Genomic DNA, 22,765 nt, shown 5'->3' on the forward strand with positions numbered 1-22,765 from the left:
AGGGCGTTCACGGCGCCGCAACCGACAGGGGAACCTCCCTGGTCACGTCGGTGCCGGCCAGTGCATCCCGCACCGTGATTTGGAGCACGTAGTCGCCGGCCGGCAGACGCTCCGTTCCCAGGGTCATGGTCATGTAAACGTCGGTGGACGGGGCGCGGAAGTCGAACGGAACGTCGGCGAAATCGCGTTGTCCGCCCAGGATCGTTCCCGAGGTATCAAGCAGCACGAAGTCCGCCTCCAGACCCATGGTGTAGACACCGTCTACGAACTCATAGGCCAACCCGATGGGCTCGATGTAAAGGTGGAACGGCTCGCCGACGGACAGCGGAGCATTGCCACGCGGTTCGAAGGCGCGGAAGCCGGCCGGGATGTCGGAGCAGGCTTCCAACCGAACGATGTCGAACGGGGCCGCGCTCCAGACGGCGAGCGTGGCCTCGCGCAGGCTCTTCACGGCCTCCGCTGGCCGTCCGGCGGTCACGCTTTCGGCTGCCCTGGCGACGGCGGCGCGCGCCTCGGCGGCGGTGCCGGCGGTCTGGGCGAGTGCGCCGTTGTGCCCCGACAGGCCGCCGATCAGCACCATGGCCCCCGCGATGGCCGTTCGTGTGAGTCTCATCGTCCCGTCCCCTGAAGGTGTTTGTCGACGCCTCGGTTCTATACGGTTCCGTTTACATGCGGTGCCGTTGGGATGTAGTCTGACGACTCCCGCGTCCCCACACACGCAACCATATCCGCCCATGTCCCGGATTTCACTGCCAGAATTCAACGCCATCCTGGACCGCGAGCTTCCCATGACGCGGATGCTCGGCATTTCGACCGAACATATCGAGCACGGTCGGGGGCGGCTGCGTATGGCGTTCAATCCCGATCTGGTCAGGCCCGGCGGCACGGTGGCCGGTCCGGCCATGATGGCGCTGGCCGACATCGCCATGTACGCGGTTGTCCTGAGCCTGCTGGGGCCGGTGGAACTGGCGGTGACCACCAACCTGTCGATCAACTTCCTGCGCAAGCCGGAGCCCGGCGATGTGATTGCGGAAGCCCACGCGCTGAAGGGCGGGCGCCGTCTGATCGTGGTCGAGGTGGAACTGTATTCGGAACGCCCCGGCCCGGATGGCGACCGTCTGCTGGTGGCGCACACGGTGGGCACCTATTCGGCGCCACCGTTGCCGGATGCCGGCGCGGTGGAACGGGCCATCGAGGCCGGTGGATGGGATAAGGTAATATAGTACCATCGGCGCACGGGTCTGAAATCGCCGTGTTTTTTTGCGTTGACAGCGCGTGATCCGGTGGCATAGTGCGCGCTCCGGTGCCGCCGGGAGCCTCCCGCGCGACCCACCCGATTTCAATCCGACAAGCCTGCGACCTCTCGCGGACGGAGAGCCGAATGAAAACCTATTCCGCCAAGCCCAGCGAGGTGGAGCGCAAGTGGTACCTGATCGACGCCGACGGTGTCGTGCTGGGCCGTCTTGCCGCCACCGTCGCCAATATCCTGCGCGGCAAGCACAAGACCATGTACACGCCGCACATCGACACGGGCGACCACGTCATCATCATCAACGCCGACAAGGTGCGCCTGACCGGCCGCAAGCTGATCCAGAAGCGGTTCTACTGGCACACCGGGTATCCGGGCGGCATCAAGAGCAAGACCATGGAACAGATCCTGGGCGGCAAGCACCCGCAGCGCGTGGTCGAGAAGGCCGTCGAGCGCATGGTGCCGAAGGGACCGTTGGGCCGGGCGCAGCTCGGCAAGCTGCGCGTCTACGCCGGGGGCGAGCACCCGCACGCGGCACAGCAGCCGGAGGTCCTGGACCTCGCCGCCCGCAATTCCAAGAACAAGAGGAGTCACTAGGCCATGGCTGAGGAACGCGTGGGCCTGGAAGGCCTCAAGGACGCCATGACCGGTCAGGCCGCCGCCACCACGGCCGCGCCGACCGGCTCCGCCACCACCGCCGAGGCGGAGACCGCCCAGCGCCAGCCGATCCGCGATGCCTTCGGCCGTGCCTACGCCACCGGCCGACGCAAGAACGCCGTCGCCCGGGTCTGGCTCAAGCCCGGCAGCGGACGCATCACCGTCAACGGCCGCGACATCGTGACCTACTTCCCGCGTCCGGTGCTGCGCATGGTCATCAACCAGCCGTTCGTGGTGACCCAGACCATGGGTCAGTTCGATGTCGTCTGCACCGTCAAGGGCGGCGGACTGTCGGGCCAGGCCGGCGCCGTGCGCCACGGCCTGTCGCACGCCATGGGCCGCTGGGACCCGTTGCTGCGCCCGCCGCTGAAGGCCCAGGGCTTCCTGACCCGCGATAGCCGTGTGGTCGAGCGTAAGAAGTACGGCAAGGCCAAGGCCCGCCGCAGCTTCCAGTTCTCGAAGCGTTAGGGCCACGTTCCCGCCGTTTTCCGTGGTACCATCGGCGAGGGATAACGCCGATGGACCCGGAACGGAGGCCAGGACTCATGACGACCAAATGCTCTTCCATGCCCGTCGTGGCCGCCGTGCTGGCCGGGGCCCTCGCGCTGGCCGCGTGCAGCACGGTGGAGGGCATCGGCAAGGACATTTCGGCGGGCGGCCAAGTGCTGTCCAACACCGCCCGCGACGTGAAGGAAAAGATGTAAGGTCGGCCGGCGCGGATCCTCCCGCGTCCCGACCTTGACCCCAGCCCGCGCCTGCGCCACTGTCCCGAGCCCCCGGCCTGTGGTTCTTCCGCCGGGGCGTTCCACTCAGGGGCCCAGGTGCCATGCTCCAGACCGAATTCTACCGCGTCAAGCGGCTGCCGCCGTACGTCTTCGCCGAAGTCAACGCCATGAAGGCGCGCGCCCGCGCCGCCGGCGAGGACATCATCGACCTGGGCATGGGCAACCCCGACCAGCCCACGCCGCAGCACATCGTCGACAAGCTGGCCGAGGCCGCCGCCAACCCGCGCGCCCACCGCTATTCCGCCTCGCGCGGCATTCCCGGGCTGCGCCGCGCGCTGGCGGCGTACTACGAACGGCGGTTCAACGTCTCGCTCGACCCGGAGACGGAAACCATCGTCACCCTGGGCTCGAAGGAGGGCCTCGCCAACCTCGCCCAGGCCATCACCAGCCCGGGCGACATCGTGCTGGCGCCCAACCCCAGCTATCCGATCCACGCCTTCGGCTTCATCATCGCCGGCGGCTCGGTGCGCCATGTGCCGTGCGAGCCCGATCACACCTTCCTGGAGGCGCTGGAGCGCGGCGTGCGGCATTCGGTGCCGAAGCCCATCGCGGTGCTGCTGAACTATCCGTCCAACCCGACGGCCTATGTGGCCGACCTGGATTTCTATGGGCAGGTAGTGGACTTCTGCCGCCATCACGGTATCTACATCCTGTCTGATCTGGCCTATTCAGAAATCTATTTCAACGACCAGCCGCCGCCGTCGGTGCTTCAGGTGCCGGGCGCGCGCGAGGTGGCGGTCGAGTTCACCTCGCTGTCCAAGAGCTACAACATGCCCGGCTGGCGCATCGGCTTCGCCGCCGGAAGCCGGCACCTGATCGGGGCGTTGACCCGCATCAAGTCCTACCTGGACTACGGCGCCTTCACGCCGGTGCAGGTTGCGGCGACGGCGGCGCTCAACGGCCCGCAAGAGTGCGTGGGCGAGATCCGGCAGATGTACAAGGAGCGCCGCGACGCCATGGTGGAGGCGTTCGACCAGGCCGGCTGGACGGTGCCGTCTCCGCCGGCGACCATGTTCGCCTGGGTGCCGGTGCCGCCGGCGTTCGCCCACATGGGCTCGCTGGAGTTCTCCAAGCTGCTGTTGCAGGAAGCCAAGGTGGCGGTCTCGCCCGGCATTGGCTTCGGCGAATACGGTGACCGGCATGTCCGCATCGCTCTGGTGGAAAACCGGCAGCGCATCCGGCAGGCGGCCCGCAATATCAAGGGCTTCCTGTCCAATTATGACAGTCTGCTTGAAGATTCTGAACGAAAGCGCACGGAGGTTTAGGAATTATGGCGGCGCCGTTGAAGATTGCCATCGCCGGTCTGGGCACGGTCGGGGTCGGGACGGTGCAGCTTCTGCAGGAGCATGCGCGCGTCGTCGCGGCCCGGTGCGGCCGTCCCATTGAGATCACGGCCGTCAGTGCCCGCGACCGGCTGCGCAATCGGGGCTGCGATGTCTCCATGGCGACGTGGTACGATGATCCGGTGGCCATGGCTCGCGAGGCCGACGCCGACGTGATCGTGGAACTGATCGGCGGCTCCGATGGCGTGGCGCGGGAAACCGTGCAGGCCGCTCTGGAGGCCGGGCGCGGCGTGGTGACGGCCAACAAGGCGCTGCTGGCCATGCACGGCACGGCGCTGGCGCGGGCTGCCGAGGCGACCGGGGTGCATCTGGCCTACGAGGCCGCCGTGGCTGGCGGTATTCCGATCATCAAGGCCCTGCGCGAGGGATTGGCCGGCAACCGGGCGCGTCGCGTCTACGGCATCCTCAACGGCACCTGCAACTACATCCTGACCACGATGGAGGAGACAGGGCGCGACTTCGAGGACGTGCTGGAGGAGGCCCAGCACCTGGGCTACGCCGAGGCCGACCCCACCTTCGACGTCGACGGCATTGATGCCGCCCACAAACTCGCCCTTCTGACCAGCGTGGCGTTCGGCCGCCCGGTGGATTTCGCCTCCGTGTCCATGGAGGGTATCCGCCACGTCACCGCCATGGACATCGTCCATGCCGATGAACTCGGCTACCGGATCAAGCTGCTCGGGGTTGCGGAGGAGACCGAGCACGGGATTCTGCAGCGCGTGCATCCGTGCATGGTGCCCAAGAACGGCCCCATTGCCTCCGTGGACGGCGTGTTCAATGCCGTCGTGGTGGAAGGCGACCACGTCGGCCGCGCCAAGCTGGAGGGCCGGGGCGCCGGCGCGGGGCCGACCGCTTCCGCCGTTGTCGCAGACATCATGGACATGGCGGCCGGTCGCGGGGCGCCGACCTTCGGTGTTCCCGTGGATCGTTTGACCGAAAGCGCGGCGGCGTCCATCAATACCCACATTGGCGCCTACTACGTGCGGCTGATGGTGCTGGATCGGCCCGGCGTCTTCGCCGAGATCGCGACCGCCCTGCGGGATGCGCAGGTGTCGATGGAGTCCATCCTTCAGCGCGGTCATGCGCCCGGCGAGATCGTCCCGGTGGTGATGACCCTGCATCCCACGGTTGAGGCCGCCGCGATACGCGTGCTCGCTCACATCGCCGATATCGACGCCGTGGTCGAGCCGCCCTGCATGATCCGCATTGAAGACCTCTGAGAAGGGCAGGGGCGGTGCGTCCCCGGCGCCGCGCCGATGTGGTATGGTGGCCGATGTTTCGGTTGGAGGCCCCGCGCCATGACACCCCGAGAGTCGGACCACGAGCCCTATCACGTTCTGGAACGCAATCTTGCCCTGGAAATGGCGCGGGTGACGGAATCCGCGGCGCTGGCCGCCTCCCGCTTCATGGGGCGCGGTGATGAGCGGGCCGCTGTGCACGCCGCCAGCCGGGCCATGCGGATGGCCCTGAACGGGGTCGGGATCACCGGGCGGGTGATGATCGGCGATGACCACCCGGACGATGGCGGCGACGGGGACACCGAGTCCGGGGCCGGCGATACCCGGGGCCTGGGAGACGGCATGCCCGTGGGAACCCGCAGCGGCCCCAGCGTGGAGATCGCCGCGCAACCGGTCGAGGGCGCCACCACCTGCGCAACCGGCATGCCGAATTCCCTGTCGCTTCTGGCTTTGGGCGAGACCGGTAGCTTCCTCGCCATGCCCCCGGGTCTGTACATGGAAAAGATCGCCGTCGGCCCTGGCGTGCCGGCGGGTGTCCTGGACATCGAGGCGCCCCCCGGCGAAAATGTGCGCGCCCTGGCCCGGATCAGGGGCAAGGAGCCCGGCGATCTGGTGGTCTGCATCCTCGATCGCCCCCGCAACGAGGCCATCATTTGGGCGGTGCGGGAGGCGGGCGCCCGCGTCCGCATCATCCAGGACGGCGACGTCTCCGGAATCATGGCGACCACCGAGCCCGACAGCGGCGTGGACATGCTGATGGGCAGCGGCGGCGCGCGGGAGGGCATCCTGTCGGCGGCGGCCATGGTCTGCCTGGGCGGTTGGATGCAGGGGCGCCCGCTGCCGCGTTCGGATGCCGACCGGGCCGCTTTCCGGAAGGTCGGTTTGGCCGATCCCACGCAAACGCTGGCCCTGGAAGACATGGTGAAAGGCGACCTGATGTTCGCCGCCACCGGAATCACAGACGGCCCGGTTCTGCGCGGGGTCCGCCAGTGGCCCGGCGGGGCCTCGACTCACTCTCTGGTAGCGCGCACCAAGTCGGGCACGGTAAGACGGATTGAGGCTCGGCACGATTTGCGGCGCAAGCTGGGCCTCCCGGGTGCGGACGAACCGGCGTGACGGTATCCGGGGCCGTGACGGAGGCAACCGCTCTGTTGGGTGTGGAGCGTTCGGTCCTGGGCCGCCGCTGGCGCCTCCGGACGGTCGACGACCGGCTGGTGGAGGCCCTGTCGCAACGCTTCGACCTGCCTGACATCGCGGCCCGGGTGGTCGCGGGACGCGGCGTCACGTTGGAGGCGGCGTCGGGGTTCCTGACCCCCACCATGCGGGACCTGCTGCCTGACCCCAGTCATCTACAGGACTTGGATAGCGCCGTTGGTCGGCTGGCGAAAGCCGTCGAGCGCGGCGAGACCATCGCCGTGTTTGGCGACTACGATGTGGACGGCGCCACCTCATCGGCCCTGCTGCGGCGCTTTCTGCAAGCCGTCGGGGCCGATGTCGTCGTTTACATCCCCGACAGGATGGCGGAAGGCTACGGTCCGAACACGCCGGCCTTGCTGGCGCTCAGAGAGCGGGGGGCGGCGGTCTGCGTCTGCGTGGATTGCGGCACCACGGCGGTCGAACCGTTGACGGCGGCGCGCGACGCCGGGCTGAACGTGATGGTGGTGGACCACCACGAACCGGGGGACGTCGCGCCGCCGACCGTGGCCCTCATCAATCCGAAGCGGCGCGATGAAAGTACGCCGCATGTTGATCTCGCCGCCGTGGGGGTCACGTTTCTTCTCGTGGTCGGCCTGAACCGGGCGCTGCGGGCGGCCGGCTGGTACGACGGGCCGGACGGGCCGCGGCCGGAGCCGGATCTCATGGGCCTGTTGGATCTCGTCGCCCTTGGAACCGTCTGCGATGTCGTGCCGCTGACGGGCCTGAACCGGGCATTCGTGTCCCAGGGGCTGCGCGTCGCGGCCCGGCGGGGCAATACGGGTCTGGCCGCACTGTGCGACGTGGCGAGGGTGACACCGCCGCTGACGGCGTTTCATCTCGGCTACGTCCTGGGTCCCCGGATCAACGCCGGGGGGCGGGTCGGGGACTCGTCCATGGGGACGCGACTGCTGAGCACGGACGATCCCGACGAGGCGCGCCGGCTGGCGGAAGCGCTCGACGCGGTCAACGCCGACCGACAGGAGATCGAGGCCCAGGTCCTGCTGGAGGCCGTCGAACAAGTGGAGGGCACGCTTGCACCGGATGAGCCGCCTTTGGTCATGGCCGTGGGTGACGGGTGGCATCCGGGCGTCGTGGGCATCGTCGCCAGCCGCCTCCGGGAGCGCTATGACCTGCCGGCCTGTGTGCTGACCGTCGAGGGCAACCAAGCGAAAGGCTCGGGTCGCTCCGTCCCGGGGGTCGACCTGGGGCGGGCGGTGATCGCGGCGCGGGAGGCGGGTCTGCTGACCCTCGGGGGGGGGCACGCGATGGCTGCCGGCTTCAGCCTGCATCCGGGTCGGATTGAGGCCTTCCGCGCGTTTCTGGTCGCGCGGCTGCGGGACCAGGTGGGCGAGGGGGGGCTTCCCGACCCGAGCCTTGAGTTCGACGGAACCTTGGCCGTTGAGGGCGCCACGGAAGCGCTGATTGGCCACCTGGATCGCGTCGCTCCATTCGGATCCGGCAATCCAGAGCCGGTGTTCGTGATCGCGGATGCCCGCGTGCTGTTCGCGGACGTGGTCGGAATGGGGCACGTCCGGTGCCGGTTGGGCGGGCACGCGGGAGGGCGGCTCAAGGGTATTGCGTTCCGCGCGGCGGACAACGATCTGGGGCAAGGACTCCTGACGGCGACCGGATCCGTGGTCCATGTCGCCGGAACGTTGCGGCTGGATCGATGGCGCGGTCAGGCGGAGCCGCAAATCGTGATTACCGATCTGGCCACAGCGCGATAACGTTTCGGGGGCCGCGTCTTTCGGCCACGGCCAGGATCGGCTATCGTGTTGCGAGGTCGGCCGGAACGGCGATCCGACCACGGGCAGGCAGAGGGATTCATGACCGAAATGCCCAACAGGCCCGCCGCCGCGCCACCAGAGGCGCGAGGTCCCTCGGATTCATCCGGCATGGATGATCAGGCCCGCCATCGAGCGGAGCAGGCACGCGTCATTCATACCATCAACGAGGCGCTGAGCGGACCGGTGCTGGACGTCTACCGTTCGGTGCTCCCGAAGCTGAAACCGTATTCGTACCAGGATGTTCTGGCGTCGCCGGATCTGGTCGAGGGGTGCATGGTGTTCTTCGAGAAGCAGCCTGACCTGTTCCGCCATCTGCTCGTCGATGAGGCAGGGCACCCGGTTAGCGATGAGACGCAACCGTTATCCTGTGGCCGCTCCATCAAGGACATCCGGTTGCTTGTGATCCGGACCACGGCGAAGAAGTACTTTCGGACCCACGGCGACAAATTTGGTGACGTCAAGGAACACAGTGAACGGGACGACAGCATCGTCAACGCCAAGATGCTGGACCGACTGTTCGATCTTGTCACGCGCCTGTGGCAGGGCAAGCCCCTCAAAAAACCACCGCAAAAAAAACGGAAGAAGCAAAAAAGCGGAGCCGACGCATTTTATGAAACAATCGCGCCGTTCCTGCGATTTCGTTGGCAGGTCAAGCTGATACCCTATTACGCGACCTTGCCCCGGTCCTTGGTCGAGGAACTTGGAGAGGGGCTGCTGCGGTTGCGGCGCCCGGAGGATCTGGAGTCCCTGTTGCGTATCGGCCGCGAGGATTTCAACGAAGCGCAGCGCATGACCGGCGATCTGTCCCGTGAGATGCTGGATACGGAACCACGGGCGGCCAAGGGCGTGGTCCATGCCGGCCAGCACGAATACGGCCGCCTTCTGTCCAGTCTGCACGAACACATGGGCGCCCGATTCTGGAAGGTGTTCGTCGAAACCTCTCGGATCGACAGCCTGCGTTCCAAGAACATCGCCGACATCGTTGAGATGGCCTCTCATCTCGACCGCATGAGCCCCGAAAGCGTTGAAGGCATGGTGAGCCATCTTGAACGGCGCCAGATCGCGCCCTTCCTGCGTGCGGCGGAATCCGTGCTGGACCCCAAGGATTTCGATGCTGTGTTCGGGATTCCGGGCAACCCTCGTTTGGCGCGCATCTTCATGCAAAAGGCCACGATGCTGAAAACGGATCCCAACGAGCCCGATGACTTTGAAAACCGTCTGCCCGTCATATTTAAGGCTTGGCGGTCTTCACCCGAGCACTTCGCCAAAAACCTGTAGAGCCGCCGTGATCGAAACCGCAACCGCGTGGACCGGTGGACGGATATGGCGCCGTGCGGAATAATCCTCATAGTGCAGGTGTCAGCTGCGGAGGGCCAACATGTCGCGTTCCATATCTCGCCACCGTTCCCACCTACGCGGTGGCGGTGGGATCGGCGTTCTTGCGGTGTGTCTGCTCACATTGACCCTGCCGGCCTGTGCACAGGCCCCGGCCCCACCCTCGAAACCGGTCCCGCCCCCCATCGCGGCGCAGCCCGGGGCGGAACCGCAGCCCGCTGCGCAAGGAGGGGTGAACTTTTCAGTCTGGCTTCGGGGTCTGAAGGCGGAAGCCCGGTCCAGGGGAGTCTCCGAGGCGACCCTGGACCGGGCGTTCAGGGACGTGACGCCGAATCCCCGCGTGGTCGAACTTGACCGCCGCCAGCCGGAATTCACCAGCACCTTCTGGGGATATTTCAATCGCGCCGTCTCAGAGGACCGCATTCGAGACGGCCGGGCGATGCTCGCCCGCCACGGGGCGCTTCTGAACCGCATTTCGGCCCAGACCGGAGTGCCGGCCGCCGTTCTTGTGGCCTTCTGGGGCGTGGAAACCAACTATGGAGGCAATCTCGGTGGCTTCAATGTGATCGAGGCGTTGGCGACCCTGGCCCACGATGGCCGGCGCGGGGCGTTCTTCCGGGAACAGCTTTTGACGGCCCTGGAGATCATCGATCAGGGCCATATCAGTCCGGATGCGATGGCGGGCTCGTGGGCTGGAGCCATGGGACAGATGCAGTTCATGCCGACCACCTTCCGCGATCACGCCGTCGACGCGGACGGGGATGGGCGCAAGGATATCTGGGGGGATCTGACCGACGCGTTCGGCTCCGGCGCGAACTTTCTGGCCGACCTGGGCTGGCGATCAGACCAGATTTGGGGCCGTCAGGTGCGGCTGGCGCCGGGATTCGACCTGACGCAGTCGGACCTGGACATCCGCAAACCGCTGGCGGAGTGGGCGGCCCTGGGCGTGCTCCGGGCCGATGGCGGCCCCTTGCCGGTGGTTCCCGGCATGACGGCGTCGCTGCTGCTGCCGGCCGGGCACGAGGGACCCGCGTTCCTGGTCTACGACAACTTCCGGGTCATCATGCGGTGGAACAACTCAAGCTTCTATGCCCTGGCCGTGGGGCAGTTGTCCGACCGCATCGCGGGAGGCGGACCCCTTGTGGGAGCCTTTGACCGCGACCCGGCCCCGTTGCGGCACCTGGAAGTCAGGGAACTCCAGCAATTGCTCAATCTTCTCGGGCTTGAGGCCGGTCCCATCGACGGGCTCGTCGGCCCAGGGACCCGGGCGGCGATCCGTCGGTTCCAGGCCGCGCAGGGTGTGCCGGCTGATGGGCACGCGGACCCCGCATTGCTGAGCCATGTTCGGCGCGTGGCCGGCGGATCGGCGTCGAACTGAAGTCCGTCACTGTGATGGGCGCGTGCCTCTTGCGGGGTGGGGCGGTCAACGGTACAGTGCCCCCCAGAAGCAAGATGCTGCCCCCGTCCGGCCGTGGGCCTACTAGGTTTTGTCGCAGGTAGGCGAGTCGGGCTTGGCGAGACCTGCCTCTGTGGTCTCGCGGTGGGGGCCGGCCGAGGAGAGCGCACGACCGATGACGGCACGTCCCCTGACCGCACCCCTGTTCGTTCTGGCCGCCATCCTGGGCATGGCGGGCTGCGCAGAAACCACGCTGACCATCGATGCGGCGAAATCCCTCTCCAACGCCACGACGGACAGTTCGTCGCAGGCGGGGCATTTCAAGGTGGGTGACCCCTACACCATCAACGGTCAGCACTACGTGCCGCGTGACGATCTGGCCTACAATGAGACCGGTGTCGCCTCCTGGTACGGACCGGGCTTTCACGGAAAGAGCACCGCCAACGGTGAACGCTTTGACGAGAACGCCCTGACGGCGGCCCACAGGACGTTGCCATTGCCGTCCATGGTACAGGTTACCAATCTGGATAACGGGCGAACCGTGGTTCTGCGGGTCAATGATCGTGGCCCGTTTGCCAAGGATCGGATCCTGGATGTCTCCAAGAGGGCGGCGGAGGTTCTGGGCTTCCGACGGCGGGGCAAAGCCCCGGTTCGGGTGACCATCCTGGCCGAGGAAAGCCTGGCGCTCAGGACCGGCGGCGGGCCCGTGGCGCCGTCGTCGGCCCCGCCGCCGGTCGCGGCGCCGACCTTCCAGATGGCAACCGTCTATCCCAATCCCGGTCCCGGCCGCGCTCCGACGGTCATGGCCAGCGCCGATGCGTGGTACATCCAGGCGGGTGCGTTTTCCGACACCATCAACGCCCGTCGGGTGGTCTCAAGCTTGTCCGCTTTGGGCCCGGCCCATCTCTCACAAACACTTCAGGATGGCCGCCCCTTGACCCGGGTGAGGATCGGACCCCTTCCCAACACGCGCGATGCGGCGCGGCTGTTGCAGCAGGTTCAGGCTTCGGGGTATCCTGAGGCTCGTCTTGTCGCCGACTGACCGGCACATCGAAACGCTAGGGCCGGCCGCGAATTGTCTCTACCTCAATGGCTTGGCTATGATTTTTAATGCAAAGAATGAAGTACTCCGGCGGCGGTGCACTGCTCGTGCCCGGGTTGCCGTGGTGGTGGCGCTGGTCGCAGTCCTGGGTGTGCTCGGGGTCAGTCCGGCACAGGCGATTGAGACCACGGCGCGAGAAGCCCTGTTGATGGACTTCGACACTGGCACTGTGATGCTGGAGAAGAACGCCGACGACCCCATGCCGCCCTCGTCCATGAGCAAGCTGATGACCACCTTCATGGTGTTCGAGCAGCTCAAGGCGGGGCGGATGTCGCTCGACGATACCTTCACGGTCAGTGAGAACGCTTGGCAGAAGGGCGGCGCGGCCAGCGGTGGCTCCACCATGTTTCTGGACCCGAATTCGTCGGTTCGCCTGGAAGACCTGCTGCGTGGCATCATCGTCCAGTCCGGCAACGATGCCTGCATCGTCGTCGCGGAGCATCTGGCGGGGACCGAGGAGGCCTTTGCCGACTCCATGAACCGGCGGGCGCCGGAGATCGGCCTTGCGCACAGCGTTTTCCAGAACTCAACCGGTTTGCCCCACCCCGAACATTCGATGACGGCGCGCGATCTGGCCACTTTGGCCAAGCGCATCATCACAGACTTTCCAGAATACTACCCGTACTATTCCGAAAAGGAATTCAGTTATAACGGGATAACACAGCATAACCGGAATCCCTTACTGTACAAGAATGTCGGCGCTGATGGCCTGAAGACTGGCCATACCAGTGTCGCCGGCTATGGTTTGACTGCGTCGGCCCAGAACAACGGGCGGCGGCTGATCCTGGTTCTCAATGGCCTTGAAAGCACGCGCGCGCGTGCTGAGGAATCGGAACGTTTGATGTCTTGGGGGTTCAGAACATTCGAAAACGTGGAGATGTTCAAACCTGGCGCCACCGTCTCGGATGCGGAAGTCTGGCTCGGACAAACGGAAACGGTTCCCCTCGTGCTGCCGGACGGGCTGACCGTGACCCTGCCACGCAACGCGCGCCGGACCATGAAGGTCCTGGTCCGCTACGACGGCCCGATCCCGGCACCCATAGCGCGGGGTCAGGAAATCGCCACCCTGGTCATTGAGGCGCCGGATATCCAGCCGATCTCCTTTCCCCTGCAGGCGGGGACCAATGTCGAACGCATGGGAATCGTCAACCGGATGTTCGCGGCCTTGCGGCACATTGTTCTCGGGCTGGTGATTCCCGAGCCCGAGGGTTCGACGGCCATCGGCGGAACTTGACATCTGACCGGGGGTGAAATGGGCTGGGCCATGACGACACCGCGCGGGCGATTCATCACGTTTGAAGGCGGCGAAGGCATGGGAAAGTCCACCCAGGCCCGCCGTCTCGCAGAGGTCTTGCGTGAGCAGGGGCTTTCGGTGGTGGAAACGCGTGAACCCGGGGGCGCAGAGGGCGCGGAACGGTTGCGCAACGTCCTTCTGGAGGCGCCTGCGGAGTGCTGGGATTCGATCAGCGAGGCGTTGATCGTATCGGCGGCCCGGCGAAACCATCTGCGTCATACGATTCGGCCGGCCCTCGACAAGGGAGCCTGGGTTGTTTGCGACCGCTTCGTGGATTCGACGACCGCCTACCAGGGACACGGCCACGGGGTTGACCTGGAAAACCTGGAGTATCTCTATGATTTGGCAGCGGGACCGTTCGGGCCCGACCTGACGCTGATTCTCAACATGGATCCGGACGAGGGGCTGGCGCGGGCCCGCTCTCGTGGGGTCGTGACCCGGTTCGAGATCCTGGATCGGGATTTTCACCACCGGGTCAATCTCGGGTTCCTGGCCATTGCCAGGCGGGAACCGGAACGGTGCGTGCTTGTCGACGCCGACGGCGATGAGGACACGGTGGCCGCCCGGGTGCTTTCGGTTGTCAGGGAGCGCATGCGGTCCTGGGCGCTGGATGCCGAGGTTGTCGAGGGACGGGCGAGCGAGGAGGACGCGGCCGATGGTGCGGGGCAGGGGAACGACGGCCGACAACCCGTCGAGGGGCTCGACTGAGGACGAGCCGGCCCCGCGCGAGAATTCCATCCTTTTCGGACAGGAGGAGGCGGAAGGTGCCGTGCTGCGGGCCTGGACCGGTGGGCGCATGAGCCATGCCTGGTTGCTGACAGGACCGAGGGGCATCGGCAAGGCGACTCTGGCCTACCGGATGGCCCGGTTTATCCTGGCCGACGGATCGACGGGAAGGAGCGCGGCGGCGGACGACGGCCCCGGGCTGTTCGGCGATCCGGAGCCCACACCCGCTCTAGCCCAGGGTCTCGCCTTGGACCCGAACCATCCCGTGTTCCACCGGGTGCGCGCGGGCAGCCACGCCGACCTGCGGGTGATCGAGCGCGGGTTCGCCAATGAAAAACAGGCCGAGAAGGATATCGAGGCCGGCCGCGAGCCGCGTCGCCGCGACGGGATCGTGGTCGGGGATGTCCGTGATCTGGGAGCTTTCCTGTCCCTGACGCCGGCCGAGGGCGGGTGGCGCGTGGTGGTGATCGATGCCGCCGACGAGATGAACCGCAATGCCGCCAACGCCGTGCTGAAGGTTCTGGAGGAACCGCCGCGCCGATCCGTGCTGCTGCTGGTGGCGCACAACCCGGCGCGCCTGCCGGCGACAATTCCGTCGCGGTGCCGCCGTCTGGCGCTGCGCCCCCTGGCTGAGCCGGTGATGCGGGAGCTGCTCGCAAGATACCGGCCGGACTTGGACGAAACGGCGCGGGAGACCCTGGTGGGGCTGTCGCGGGGCAGCATCGGGCGAGCGCTTGGCTTGGCCCGCGCGGGGGGGCTGGATCTTCATGGCGAGGTCATGGCTCTGGTGGCGCAGGCCCCGCGCATGGATGTGACGCGATGCCATGCCTTGGGGGATCGGGTCGCCAAGGACGAGACGGCTTGGCATCTGTTCCGGGACCTCGTGCCCGGCTGGTTGGCGCGGTTGACGCGTACCGGAGCCGTCGGCACCGCGCCCGACCCCGGGTCGGAGGACGGGGAGGGGGCCTTGATGCGCCGGCTGTGCGAGGCCGGCGCCCTTGATCGCTGGATCGCCGTGTGGGAAAAGACGAACCATCTGCTGGACCGGGCCGACGCCGTCAACCTGGACCGCAAGCATGCCGCACTGGCTGTTCTCTCATTGATCGACCGCGCGGCGGCGCGGTCGTAACCGGACCAGTGCGGTCAGCCCCTCTTTGACTCGGAGCCAATGTCCATGTCGGGCCGTCCCCCGTTCTACATCACGACGCCCATCTACTACGTGAACGACAGTCCGCACATCGGGCATGCGTATACGACCCTGGCCTGCGATGTCATGGCGCGCTTCAAGCGGCTGGACGGCTATGACGTCAAGTTCCTGACGGGCACCGATGAGCACGGGCAGAAGGTGGAGAAATCCGCCCAGGCCAAGGGGATGGACCCCCAGACCTTCACCGACATGGTGTCGCGGAACTTCTTCGATCTGGCGGCGGCCCTGAACTTCTCCAACGACGATTTCATCCGCACGACGGAGGATCGTCACACCCGTGCCTGTCAGGCGCTGTGGGACGAACTGATCAAGCGCGACGAAATCTACCTGGGGAGTTACGCCGGGTGGTATGCCGTGCGGGACGAGGCATTCTACGGCGAGGACGAACTGACCACGGGGCCGGACGGCCGGAAACGGGCGCCCAGCGGTGCCGAGGTGGAGTGGGTCGAGGAGCCGAGCTACTTCTTCCGCCTGTCCAAGTGGGCCGAACCGCTGCTGGACCTGTACGAGCGCCGCCCCGATTTCGTGGCGCCCGACAGCCGCCGCAACGAGGTCATGAGTTTCGTCAAGGGCGGCCTGAACGACCTGTCGGTGTCGCGGACGACGTTTTCCTGGGGCATTCCCGTGCCCGGCGACGACGACCACATCATGTACGTCTGGCTCGACGCCCTGACCAACTACATCACCGCCGTCGGCTATCCGGAGACGGAGACGGGCGAATATGCCACCCACTGGCCGGCCGATCTGCACATGGTCGGTAAGGACATCCTGCGTTTTCACGCTGTCTACTGGCCGGCCTTCCTGATGGCCGCCGGGCTGGAGCCACCGAAGCGCGTGTTCGCCCACGGCTGGTGGACCAACGAGGGGCAGAAGATCTCCAAGTCCCTGGGCAATGTCATCGACCCCTACGACCTAGTGAAGAGCTACGGCCTGGATCAGGTGCGCTATTTCCTGCTGCGCGAGGTGCCGTTCGGCAATGACGGTGATTTCTCGCATCGGGCGATGGTCAACCGGATGAACGGCGAGTTGGCCAACGACTTGGGCAATCTGGCCCAGCGTGTGCTGTCGATGATCGCCAAGAACTGCGGGGGCGCGGTGCCGGAGCCGGGGCCGCTGACCGACGAGGACACCGCGTTGCTGGGACAGGCGCGGGGTCTTCTGCCGGCCGTGCGCGCCGCCATCGACCGGCAGGCCTTCCATGAGGCGCTGGAGGCGTTGTGGGTTGTGGTGCGCGCCGCCAATGCCTACGTGGACCGGCAGGCACCCTGGGCGCTGCGCAAGACCGATCCGGCGAGGATGGCCACGGTCCTTTGGGCGCTGGCCGAGACCATCCGTCACGTCGCGGTTCTCATCCAGCCGGTGGTGCCGGACTCGGCGGCGCGGATGCTCGACCAACTGGGCGTTCCCTCCGACGCGCGTGACTTCACGGCCCTGGGTGAGGGTGGGGCACTGGTGCCGGGCGCGCCGTTGCCTAAGCCCCAGGGCATCTTCCCCCGGTATGTTGAGCCGGAAACAGAGGCCTGAGCCATGCTCGTTGACAGTCATTGCCATCTGGATTTCCCGGATCTCGCCGAGGATCTGGACGAGGTGGTGGCGCGGGCACGGCAGGCCGGCGTCGGCCATATGCTGACCATTTGCACCCATGTCACGCGATTTGAGCGGGTGCTTGCGGTGGCGCGCCGGTTCGAGGGCGTGGACTGCACGGTCGGCATCCACCCGCACGAGGCCGGCAAGGAGCCCGAAACCTCTGCCGAGACGCTGATGGCCCTGGCGGACGACCCGAAGGTGATCGGTTTCGGCGAAACCGGTCTGGACTTCTTCTACGAACACAGCCCGCGCGACGCCCAGGAACGCAGCTTCCGCCAGCACATCCGCGCGGCGCGGGAAAGCGGCCTGCCGGTGATCGTCCACACCCGCGACGCCGACACGGACACCGTGCGGATTCTGGGAGAAGAACAGGCCGAAGGGGCCTTTCCAGGGCTTATACACTGCTTTAGCTCAAGCGCGCAACTCGCTGAAAGAGCAGTAGAACTTGGCATGATGGTGTCGATCAGCGGGATCGTCACCTTCAAGAAGGCGGAAGCTCTTCGCGAAACCGTCCGGGCCCTCCCGCTCGACCATCTACTAGTAGAGACTGACGCGCCGTATCTGGCGCCGGTTCCCAAGCGCGGCAAGCGCAACGAACCGGCGTTTACGGCCTACACGGCGGCAACGGTGGCCGAGGTCAAGGGCGTCTCCGAGGCCGAGTTGGCGCGCGCCACCACCGACAATTTCTTCCGTCTGTTCACCAAGGCCCGTCGCCCGGCGGCCGTGGCGGCGGCGGAATAACGCCGACGGTGGTCTCATTGCGCGCAACCATTCTCGGGTGCGGCGCCGCGCCCGGCGTTCCCAGCATTGCCAACGGCTGGGGCCGGTGCGATCCCACCAATCCACGCAACCGGCGGCGGCGGGCTTCCATTCTGGTTGAGTCCGAGGCAGGGCAGGGCGCGCCTCCGGTCCTGGTGGACACCACGCCGGACCTGAGGGAACAGCTTCTCGATGCTGGCGTCAGCGCCCTGGCGGCAGTGTTGTACACCCATGCCCACGCCGATCATCTGCACGGCCTCGACGATCTCCGCGAGGTCAACCGCGCGATGCGCGGACCCCTGGACATCCACGCCGACGCGGACACCCTAAGGGTCATCCAGGACCGGTTTCCCTACGTCCTGACACCACAGCCGGAGGGTGTCCGCTGGATTTTCAAGCCGCTCCTGGTGCCCCACGTCGTTGACGGCCCGTTCGAGGCCGGGGACATGCGGATCGTTCCGTTTCTGCAGGACCATAAGGTCATGCAGACGCTCGGGTTCCGGTTCGGAACCGGACTGGCGTACAGCACCGACGTTGAGACCCTGGACGACGCCGCGTTCGGGGCACTGGAAGGCATCGACACCTGGATCGTTGGATGCATCGGTTGGGATGAGCATCCGACCCATGCCCATGTGGGCCGCGTGCTCGAATGGGCCAAACGCGTAAAACCGCGTCGGGTGATTCTGACCCATCTCGGCCTGGGCCTGGATTACGAGGCCTTGAGGCGGGCGCTTCCGCCGTATGTCGAGCCGGCATTCGATGGAATGGTCGTTGACGTGCCGGATGTTGCGGCTCTGCCTACGAGTAGATAGACGCCATCCGTTTCCGGGCCGGATTGCTATTCATAATATACATTATGCGACAATCGTATCGAGGCGGCAACCGCAACCTCGTTGAATGTTTTAGCTTTTTCGCCGCTGCGGGATCCTGTTCCCTGTGCTCATGCCCTCGGCCACGTCGATGAAATCCCGGATCTGGCCCAAGGACCGACGGCTGCGAAGCCAGACGATCGATTCCTCCGCCGTAACGTCCGAGTCAAAAAAGGGCACGACCTGAAATCTCGGGTCGGGCGGCACGTCGTGTTCAAGAACGAGCGCGAGACCAAGGTGATTGGCCACGGCCTCGTATACGGCTTCACGGGTTTCAAGTCGCAGGATTGGCCGGGGGCGCAAGCCATGCATGGCCAGAGCCCTGTCAGCCATCTTCTGGGTGGTGGACAGGCCGAGACGCATAATCAGGGGCTCGGCGGCGACCTCGCTCAACGACACGGCCTCGTGCTTCACTAGGGCGTGATCCGCTGGCACCAGCGCGGCCAATCGGTGGCGCAGGAAGACAATGTGATCAAGGCGTTCATCGGCCCGCAACAACGGGGTCAGGGCGATATCGGCCTCGCGGTCAATCAGGCGTCGGATGGCGTCTCCGGTGCTTCCGGCCGCGATGTCGAGTTCCACATCGGGATACCGCCTTGAGAAGGCGGCCGCGACCGGCATGAAGACCTGGGGCGAGGCGGTCGCGATCCGCAGGGATTGCGGAACCACATCGTCCCCTCCCCCCAACAGAATGGACGCGGCCTCTTCCAGGTCGTCAAGATTCTGGGTGATCCGGAACAGCCGTCGCCCCAAGGCCGTCAACTGCACGCCACCTGCGGTGCGTTCGAAAAGGACCACCTTGTGGTCAGACTCAAGGCGGCGGATTTGCGCCGTGATCGCGGGTTGACTGACGGCGAGGTTGCGGGCCGCTCGGGTGAAGCTGCCGGTCCGTGCCAGGGCGTTGAATGCCTTGAGTTGTCCGAACGTGGCGACCACGGATACACCCTTTAGGGTCTGACGTGTTTCAGTCTGAAGCCACCCTGACTATTTTGATGGTAGGACCATAACAAATTATTATTTTGTGACAGGGGACCATAATATTTTCCTCGCGCAATTTTGACAGAGGATGTTGCGCGGTGCGGTTGACACCCTCGCGTCTGCCTGCTCCCTTGACGTCCGGGCGACACGGGACAGCAATCAGGGGAGCGGGGTGGTCGTGATTGGGATCCTGGGCGACAGTTTGGCGCGGTACGTGAGCATCCTTGCCGCGGCGATACGCCCCTCCCCCGGTCAACGTGTGCCTTCGATCCGGCGGGTTGTGGTCATGGTGGCGTTCGTGCCGGTGTTCACGGCGGCGCAACTGATTCACTGGCTGGGCTTTCTGCTCGACGAGATTCTGTTTCCGGGCTACCGCCGTGTGCCCGTCAAGGAGCCGCTCTTCGTGTTGGGCATCCCCCGCAGCGGCACGACATTGATGCACCGGGTTCTGGCCCGGGACCCGAACATGACGACCTTCAGCACCTGGGAGTGCTTCCTGGCGCCGTCGATCACCCAGCGACGCTTGGTGCTTGGGCTGGCGCGCGCGGATCGCGCCGTGGGGCGTCCGCTCGGGCGCCTGCTGGGTCTGGTCGAGCGGCGGGTGTTCGGGGGGCTCGATTCGGTCCACCCCATGGACCTTTCGGCGCCCGAAGAGGATTACTTGGCCCTTCTGCCGGTGATGGCCTGTTTCGTCCTGGTCATCCCCTTCCCCATGGCCGAACCGCTGTGGACGATGGCCACGTTCGACCGGGACATGCCAGAGGCGCGTCGACGGCGTTTGATGACCTTCTACCGTCGCCTCCTGCAACGCCACCTGTATGTGCACGGTCCCGACAAGCGCCTGTTGTCGAAGAACGCCGCGTTCGCCGGCATGGCCGGCGCCCTGCGCGAGACGTTTCCCGACGCCCGGTTCGTGCGCTGTCACCGTGATCCCAGAGCCGTCGTGCCGTCCCAGCTGTCCTCCATCCGGGGCGGTGTGGCTGTATTCGACAGTGATCCGGGCGGTCGGGTATTCACGGCACGCATGATCGAAGTCCTAAGGGTCTATCACACCAATTTGAACACCCACCTGCCCTTCCCCGCTGGCGACCGTCATGTCACCCTGGACATGGCGCACTTCAAGGAAGACTTGGTGGGAACCGTGCGCGGCGTCTACGAAAGGCTCGGTCTGCCAATGACGGAGGCGTTCGCGGATCGGCTGGAGGACGAGGCGCGTGAGGCCCGCGCCTACAGGTCCGGGCACACCTACGCGGCCGCTGATTTCGGACTGGATGAATCGGCCATTGCGGCCATCTTCGGAACAGTCCAGGATCGAGAGGGGGACAGCAAGGATACGGCTCCGGCCATGCCCGTGGGAGCACCGTCCGTACCGGTCGGACAGAAGGGACCGTAACAATGTCCAATGTTTCCTCGTCCTCCAGCCCATCCGGTGAGGGGCGGGTCCAGCGACGCGGTCCTTGGCGTCTTGCCGTCGTGACCGACGCGGAGGCGGAGCGCAACGGGGTCGGTGCCTACTACACCGACTTGGTCGAGCATCTGCGCGACCATGTGGCGGAAGTCATGGTGTTGGGGCCGGGCGAGGACGACAGTCTTGGCAGCGTGGCCCTGCCCATGCCCGGGGACTCGACGCAGAAGCTGTGGCTGCCCAATCTGATGAATGTGCGTCGACGGTTGCAGGACCTGCAGCCGCACGCGGTGATCGTGCCCACGCCGGGACCCTGGGGCCTTCTGGGTGCCCGCCTTGCCAGCGGGCTGAGGGCGACGCTCGTGGTTGGATTTCATACCCACTATGAACGCTTGGCCGATCTGTACTGGAGCAGCGCCCTGGGCGTGATCCCCCGCTCCTACATGCGCATGGCCAATCGGTTTCTGTTCGAACGGGGCGCCGTGGTTCTGGCCAACTCCCATGCCATGGCCGATGCCGCCCGCGATCTGGGCGCGGACTCGGTGGAATTGATGGGCACGCCGATTCCGCGCTCGTTCATTGATCCACCTCCCCAAGCCTTGCCGGACGCGGTGACCCGCGTGGTGTTCGCCGGCCGGCTGGCGCCCGAAAAGAACGTGCAAGCGGTGGTCGACGCGGCCCGAGAGTTGCCGGATATCGAATTCACCATCGTCGGTGACGGCCCCATGCGCCCCAGTCTTGAGGAACAAAGCCAGACGCTCTCGAATCTGCGGCTGCCCGGCTGGCTGCCCCGCGCCGAGTTGCCGGCTCTGCTGGATGGGTGCGACGTGCTGGTGCTGCCGTCGCATGTCGAAAGCCTCGGCACCATCGCGCTTGAGGCTCTCGCTCGGGGCCGCAATGTCCTGGTATCCGCCCACTGCGGCATCACGGAATGGCCGATGCTGGACCGCGCCCTGTTCCGCATCGGCGACGGCGAAACGGTCGCCCATGCGCTGTCCCGGGTGGCCAGTCTTGATCCCACCATCCGACGCCGCAAGGCGGAGATGGGCGCGGATGGCGCGCGGGAAATGAACGCCTGGGCCATCGACGGCTGGCTGAAAGTGCTGTCCGACCATGCCGGGTCCCGGGATGAAGCCTGAACGAGAGACCACACCGACGGGGGCCTCCCCCATCGTCTCCATCCATGACGTGATGCCGGACACGATGGACAGCGTCGCGGATCTGCTGTCCCTGCTGACCGGGCATGGCGTCGGTTCGGTGGATCTTCTGGTGGTTCCCGGCCTGGACTGGCGCACCGACCAGATTGAGCGCCTGCTCGACTGGTCCCGATCCGGGCACCGTCTGGCCGGGCACGGCTGGACCCACCGGATCAGCCGCATCCGGGGACCATGGCACCGTCTGCACAGCCTATTGATTTCGCGCGATGTGGCGGAACATCTGGCCCTGGACGCCGACGGCATCGCCGACCTGGTGACCCGGTGCCATGCGTGGTTCGGAGACCACGGTCTGCCGGCTCCGACACTTTACGTCCCGCCGGCCTGGGCGCTTGGAGCGATCCCGCGCCATCGGCTGAGCGCCCTGCCCTTCGACCGTTACGAGGTCTTCACCGGGCTGATCGACGCGGCCTCGGGGCGCTGGCGGCCGGTGCCGATGCTCGGATACGAGGCGGACACGATCTGGCGGGTCGGCCCGGTGCGGGTGTGGAACGCCCTGAACCACGGGCATGCACGCTTCTGGCGCACGCCGCTGCGGGTCGCCATTCATCCCCACGATCTGTCGTACCGGCTGGCCGGGGACCTGCGCCGCGTGATCGCCACCTTCGGCCGGGATGTGTCCGTCCAGGCGTGACCG

The 22,765-nt window shown here is 66.2% G+C and carries 21 protein-coding genes and 1 pseudogene; 20 read left to right on the forward strand and 2 right to left on the reverse strand.

The window, feature by feature from the left end:
- Nucleotides 1–7 precede the first annotated feature (7 nt).
- A complete protein-coding gene (locus BLS85_RS01805) occupies nt 8–613 on the reverse strand; it encodes a hypothetical protein (RefSeq protein WP_143027056.1) in 606 nt (201 codons plus the stop codon).
- Nucleotides 614–734: 121 nt separating this feature from the next.
- Here BLS85_RS01805 and BLS85_RS01810 point away from each other — a divergent pair, with 121 nt between their 5' ends.
- The 17 genes and pseudogenes from BLS85_RS01810 to BLS85_RS01890 all read left to right on the forward strand — a co-directional run bounded on the left by BLS85_RS01810 (nt 735) and on the right by BLS85_RS01890 (nt 18,474).
- Nucleotides 735–1,223 (forward strand): PaaI family thioesterase, encoded by a 489-nt coding sequence (locus BLS85_RS01810; RefSeq protein ID WP_092781203.1) that lies wholly within the window; start codon nt 735–737, stop codon nt 1,221–1,223.
- A 158-nt stretch (nt 1,224–1,381) separates the two neighbouring features.
- A complete protein-coding gene (gene rplM, locus BLS85_RS01815) occupies nt 1,382–1,846 on the forward strand; it encodes a 50S ribosomal protein L13 (RefSeq protein ID WP_092781206.1) in 465 nt (154 codons plus the stop codon).
- Nucleotides 1,847–1,849: 3 nt separating this feature from the next.
- Nucleotides 1,850–2,374 (forward strand): 30S ribosomal protein S9, encoded by a 525-nt coding sequence (rpsI, locus tag BLS85_RS01820; RefSeq protein WP_092781209.1) that lies wholly within the window; start codon nt 1,850–1,852, stop codon nt 2,372–2,374.
- 77 nt (nt 2,375–2,451) lie between these two features.
- Nucleotides 2,452–2,610 (forward strand): entericidin A/B family lipoprotein, encoded by a 159-nt coding sequence (locus tag BLS85_RS01825; protein ID WP_143027057.1) that lies wholly within the window; start codon nt 2,452–2,454, stop codon nt 2,608–2,610.
- Nucleotides 2,611–2,732: 122 nt separating this feature from the next.
- On the forward strand, nt 2,733–3,956 hold the full coding sequence (locus tag BLS85_RS01830; RefSeq protein ID WP_092781212.1) for an LL-diaminopimelate aminotransferase: 1,224 nt from the start codon (nt 2,733–2,735) through the stop codon (nt 3,954–3,956).
- A gap of 5 nt (nt 3,957–3,961) precedes the next feature.
- Nucleotides 3,962–5,254: a homoserine dehydrogenase gene (locus tag BLS85_RS01835; protein ID WP_092781215.1), complete on the forward strand. Its 1,293-nt coding sequence runs from the start codon at nt 3,962–3,964 to the stop codon at nt 5,252–5,254.
- A gap of 78 nt (nt 5,255–5,332) precedes the next feature.
- Nucleotides 5,333–6,388, forward strand: coding sequence for a class II fructose-bisphosphatase (glpX, locus tag BLS85_RS01840; RefSeq protein WP_092781218.1), 1,056 nt, complete (start codon nt 5,333–5,335; stop codon nt 6,386–6,388).
- A complete protein-coding gene (recJ, locus tag BLS85_RS01845; protein ID WP_245699034.1) occupies nt 6,385–8,196 on the forward strand; it encodes a single-stranded-DNA-specific exonuclease RecJ in 1,812 nt (603 codons plus the stop codon). The genes glpX and recJ overlap by 4 nt, the downstream gene beginning before the upstream one ends.
- A gap of 99 nt (nt 8,197–8,295) precedes the next feature.
- Nucleotides 8,296–9,534 (forward strand): hypothetical protein, encoded by a 1,239-nt coding sequence (locus BLS85_RS01850; RefSeq protein WP_143027058.1) that lies wholly within the window; start codon nt 8,296–8,298, stop codon nt 9,532–9,534.
- Nucleotides 9,535–9,700: 166 nt separating this feature from the next.
- On the forward strand, nt 9,701–10,969 hold the full coding sequence (locus BLS85_RS01855; RefSeq protein WP_425438462.1) for a lytic murein transglycosylase: 1,269 nt from the start codon (nt 9,701–9,703) through the stop codon (nt 10,967–10,969).
- A 193-nt stretch (nt 10,970–11,162) separates the two neighbouring features.
- Nucleotides 11,163–12,029 carry a septal ring lytic transglycosylase RlpA family protein gene (locus BLS85_RS01860; protein WP_092781226.1) on the forward strand — a complete coding sequence of 289 codons (867 nt, stop codon included), beginning with the start codon at nt 11,163–11,165 and terminating at the stop codon, nt 12,027–12,029.
- A gap of 124 nt (nt 12,030–12,153) precedes the next feature.
- Nucleotides 12,154–13,323 (forward strand): D-alanyl-D-alanine carboxypeptidase family protein, encoded by a 1,170-nt coding sequence (locus BLS85_RS01865; protein WP_245699035.1) that lies wholly within the window; start codon nt 12,154–12,156, stop codon nt 13,321–13,323.
- A gap of 78 nt (nt 13,324–13,401) precedes the next feature.
- On the forward strand, nt 13,402–14,091 hold the full coding sequence (gene tmk / locus BLS85_RS01870) for a dTMP kinase (RefSeq protein ID WP_245699036.1): 690 nt from the start codon (nt 13,402–13,404) through the stop codon (nt 14,089–14,091).
- Nucleotides 14,039–15,238, forward strand: a complete 1,200-nt coding sequence (locus BLS85_RS01875) for a DNA polymerase III subunit delta' (protein ID WP_092781232.1) — start codon at nt 14,039–14,041, stop codon at nt 15,236–15,238. The genes tmk and BLS85_RS01875 overlap by 53 nt, the downstream gene beginning before the upstream one ends.
- 36 nt (nt 15,239–15,274) lie before the next feature.
- A pseudogene (gene metG / locus BLS85_RS01880) lies at nt 15,275–16,840 on the forward strand (methionine--tRNA ligase); the annotation flags it as partial.
- Between the two features lie 3 nt (nt 16,841–16,843).
- On the forward strand, nt 16,844–17,644 hold the full coding sequence (locus tag BLS85_RS01885) for a TatD family hydrolase (RefSeq protein ID WP_092781235.1): 801 nt from the start codon (nt 16,844–16,846) through the stop codon (nt 17,642–17,644).
- An 8-nt stretch (nt 17,645–17,652) separates the two neighbouring features.
- Nucleotides 17,653–18,474 carry an MBL fold metallo-hydrolase gene (locus BLS85_RS01890; RefSeq protein ID WP_342728875.1) on the forward strand — a complete coding sequence of 274 codons (822 nt, stop codon included), beginning with the start codon at nt 17,653–17,655 and terminating at the stop codon, nt 18,472–18,474.
- Nucleotides 18,475–18,564: 90 nt separating this feature from the next.
- On the opposite strand, the gene BLS85_RS01895 is transcribed toward BLS85_RS01890, so the two are convergent.
- Nucleotides 18,565–19,467, reverse strand: a complete 903-nt coding sequence (locus tag BLS85_RS01895) for a LysR substrate-binding domain-containing protein (RefSeq protein ID WP_092781238.1) — start codon at nt 19,465–19,467, stop codon at nt 18,565–18,567.
- Between the two features lie 328 nt (nt 19,468–19,795).
- Between BLS85_RS01895 and BLS85_RS01900 the strand changes: the two genes are divergently transcribed.
- From BLS85_RS01900 to BLS85_RS01910, 3 genes are read left to right on the forward strand one after another with little or no spacing between them, the layout of a single operon-like run.
- A complete protein-coding gene (locus tag BLS85_RS01900; RefSeq protein WP_176793257.1) occupies nt 19,796–20,902 on the forward strand; it encodes a sulfotransferase family protein in 1,107 nt (368 codons plus the stop codon).
- Between the two features lie 2 nt (nt 20,903–20,904).
- Nucleotides 20,905–22,053, forward strand: a complete 1,149-nt coding sequence (locus tag BLS85_RS01905; RefSeq protein WP_092781244.1) for a glycosyltransferase — start codon at nt 20,905–20,907, stop codon at nt 22,051–22,053.
- Nucleotides 22,043–22,762 carry a polysaccharide deacetylase family protein gene (locus tag BLS85_RS01910; RefSeq protein ID WP_092782108.1) on the forward strand — a complete coding sequence of 240 codons (720 nt, stop codon included), beginning with the start codon at nt 22,043–22,045 and terminating at the stop codon, nt 22,760–22,762. The genes BLS85_RS01905 and BLS85_RS01910 overlap by 11 nt, the downstream gene beginning before the upstream one ends.
- The last annotated feature ends 3 nt before the right edge of the window (nt 22,763–22,765 follow it).

Source organism: Rhodospira trueperi, from assembly GCF_900101965.1.
Lineage (GTDB): Bacteria > Pseudomonadota > Alphaproteobacteria > Rhodospirillales > Rhodospirillaceae > Rhodospira > Rhodospira trueperi.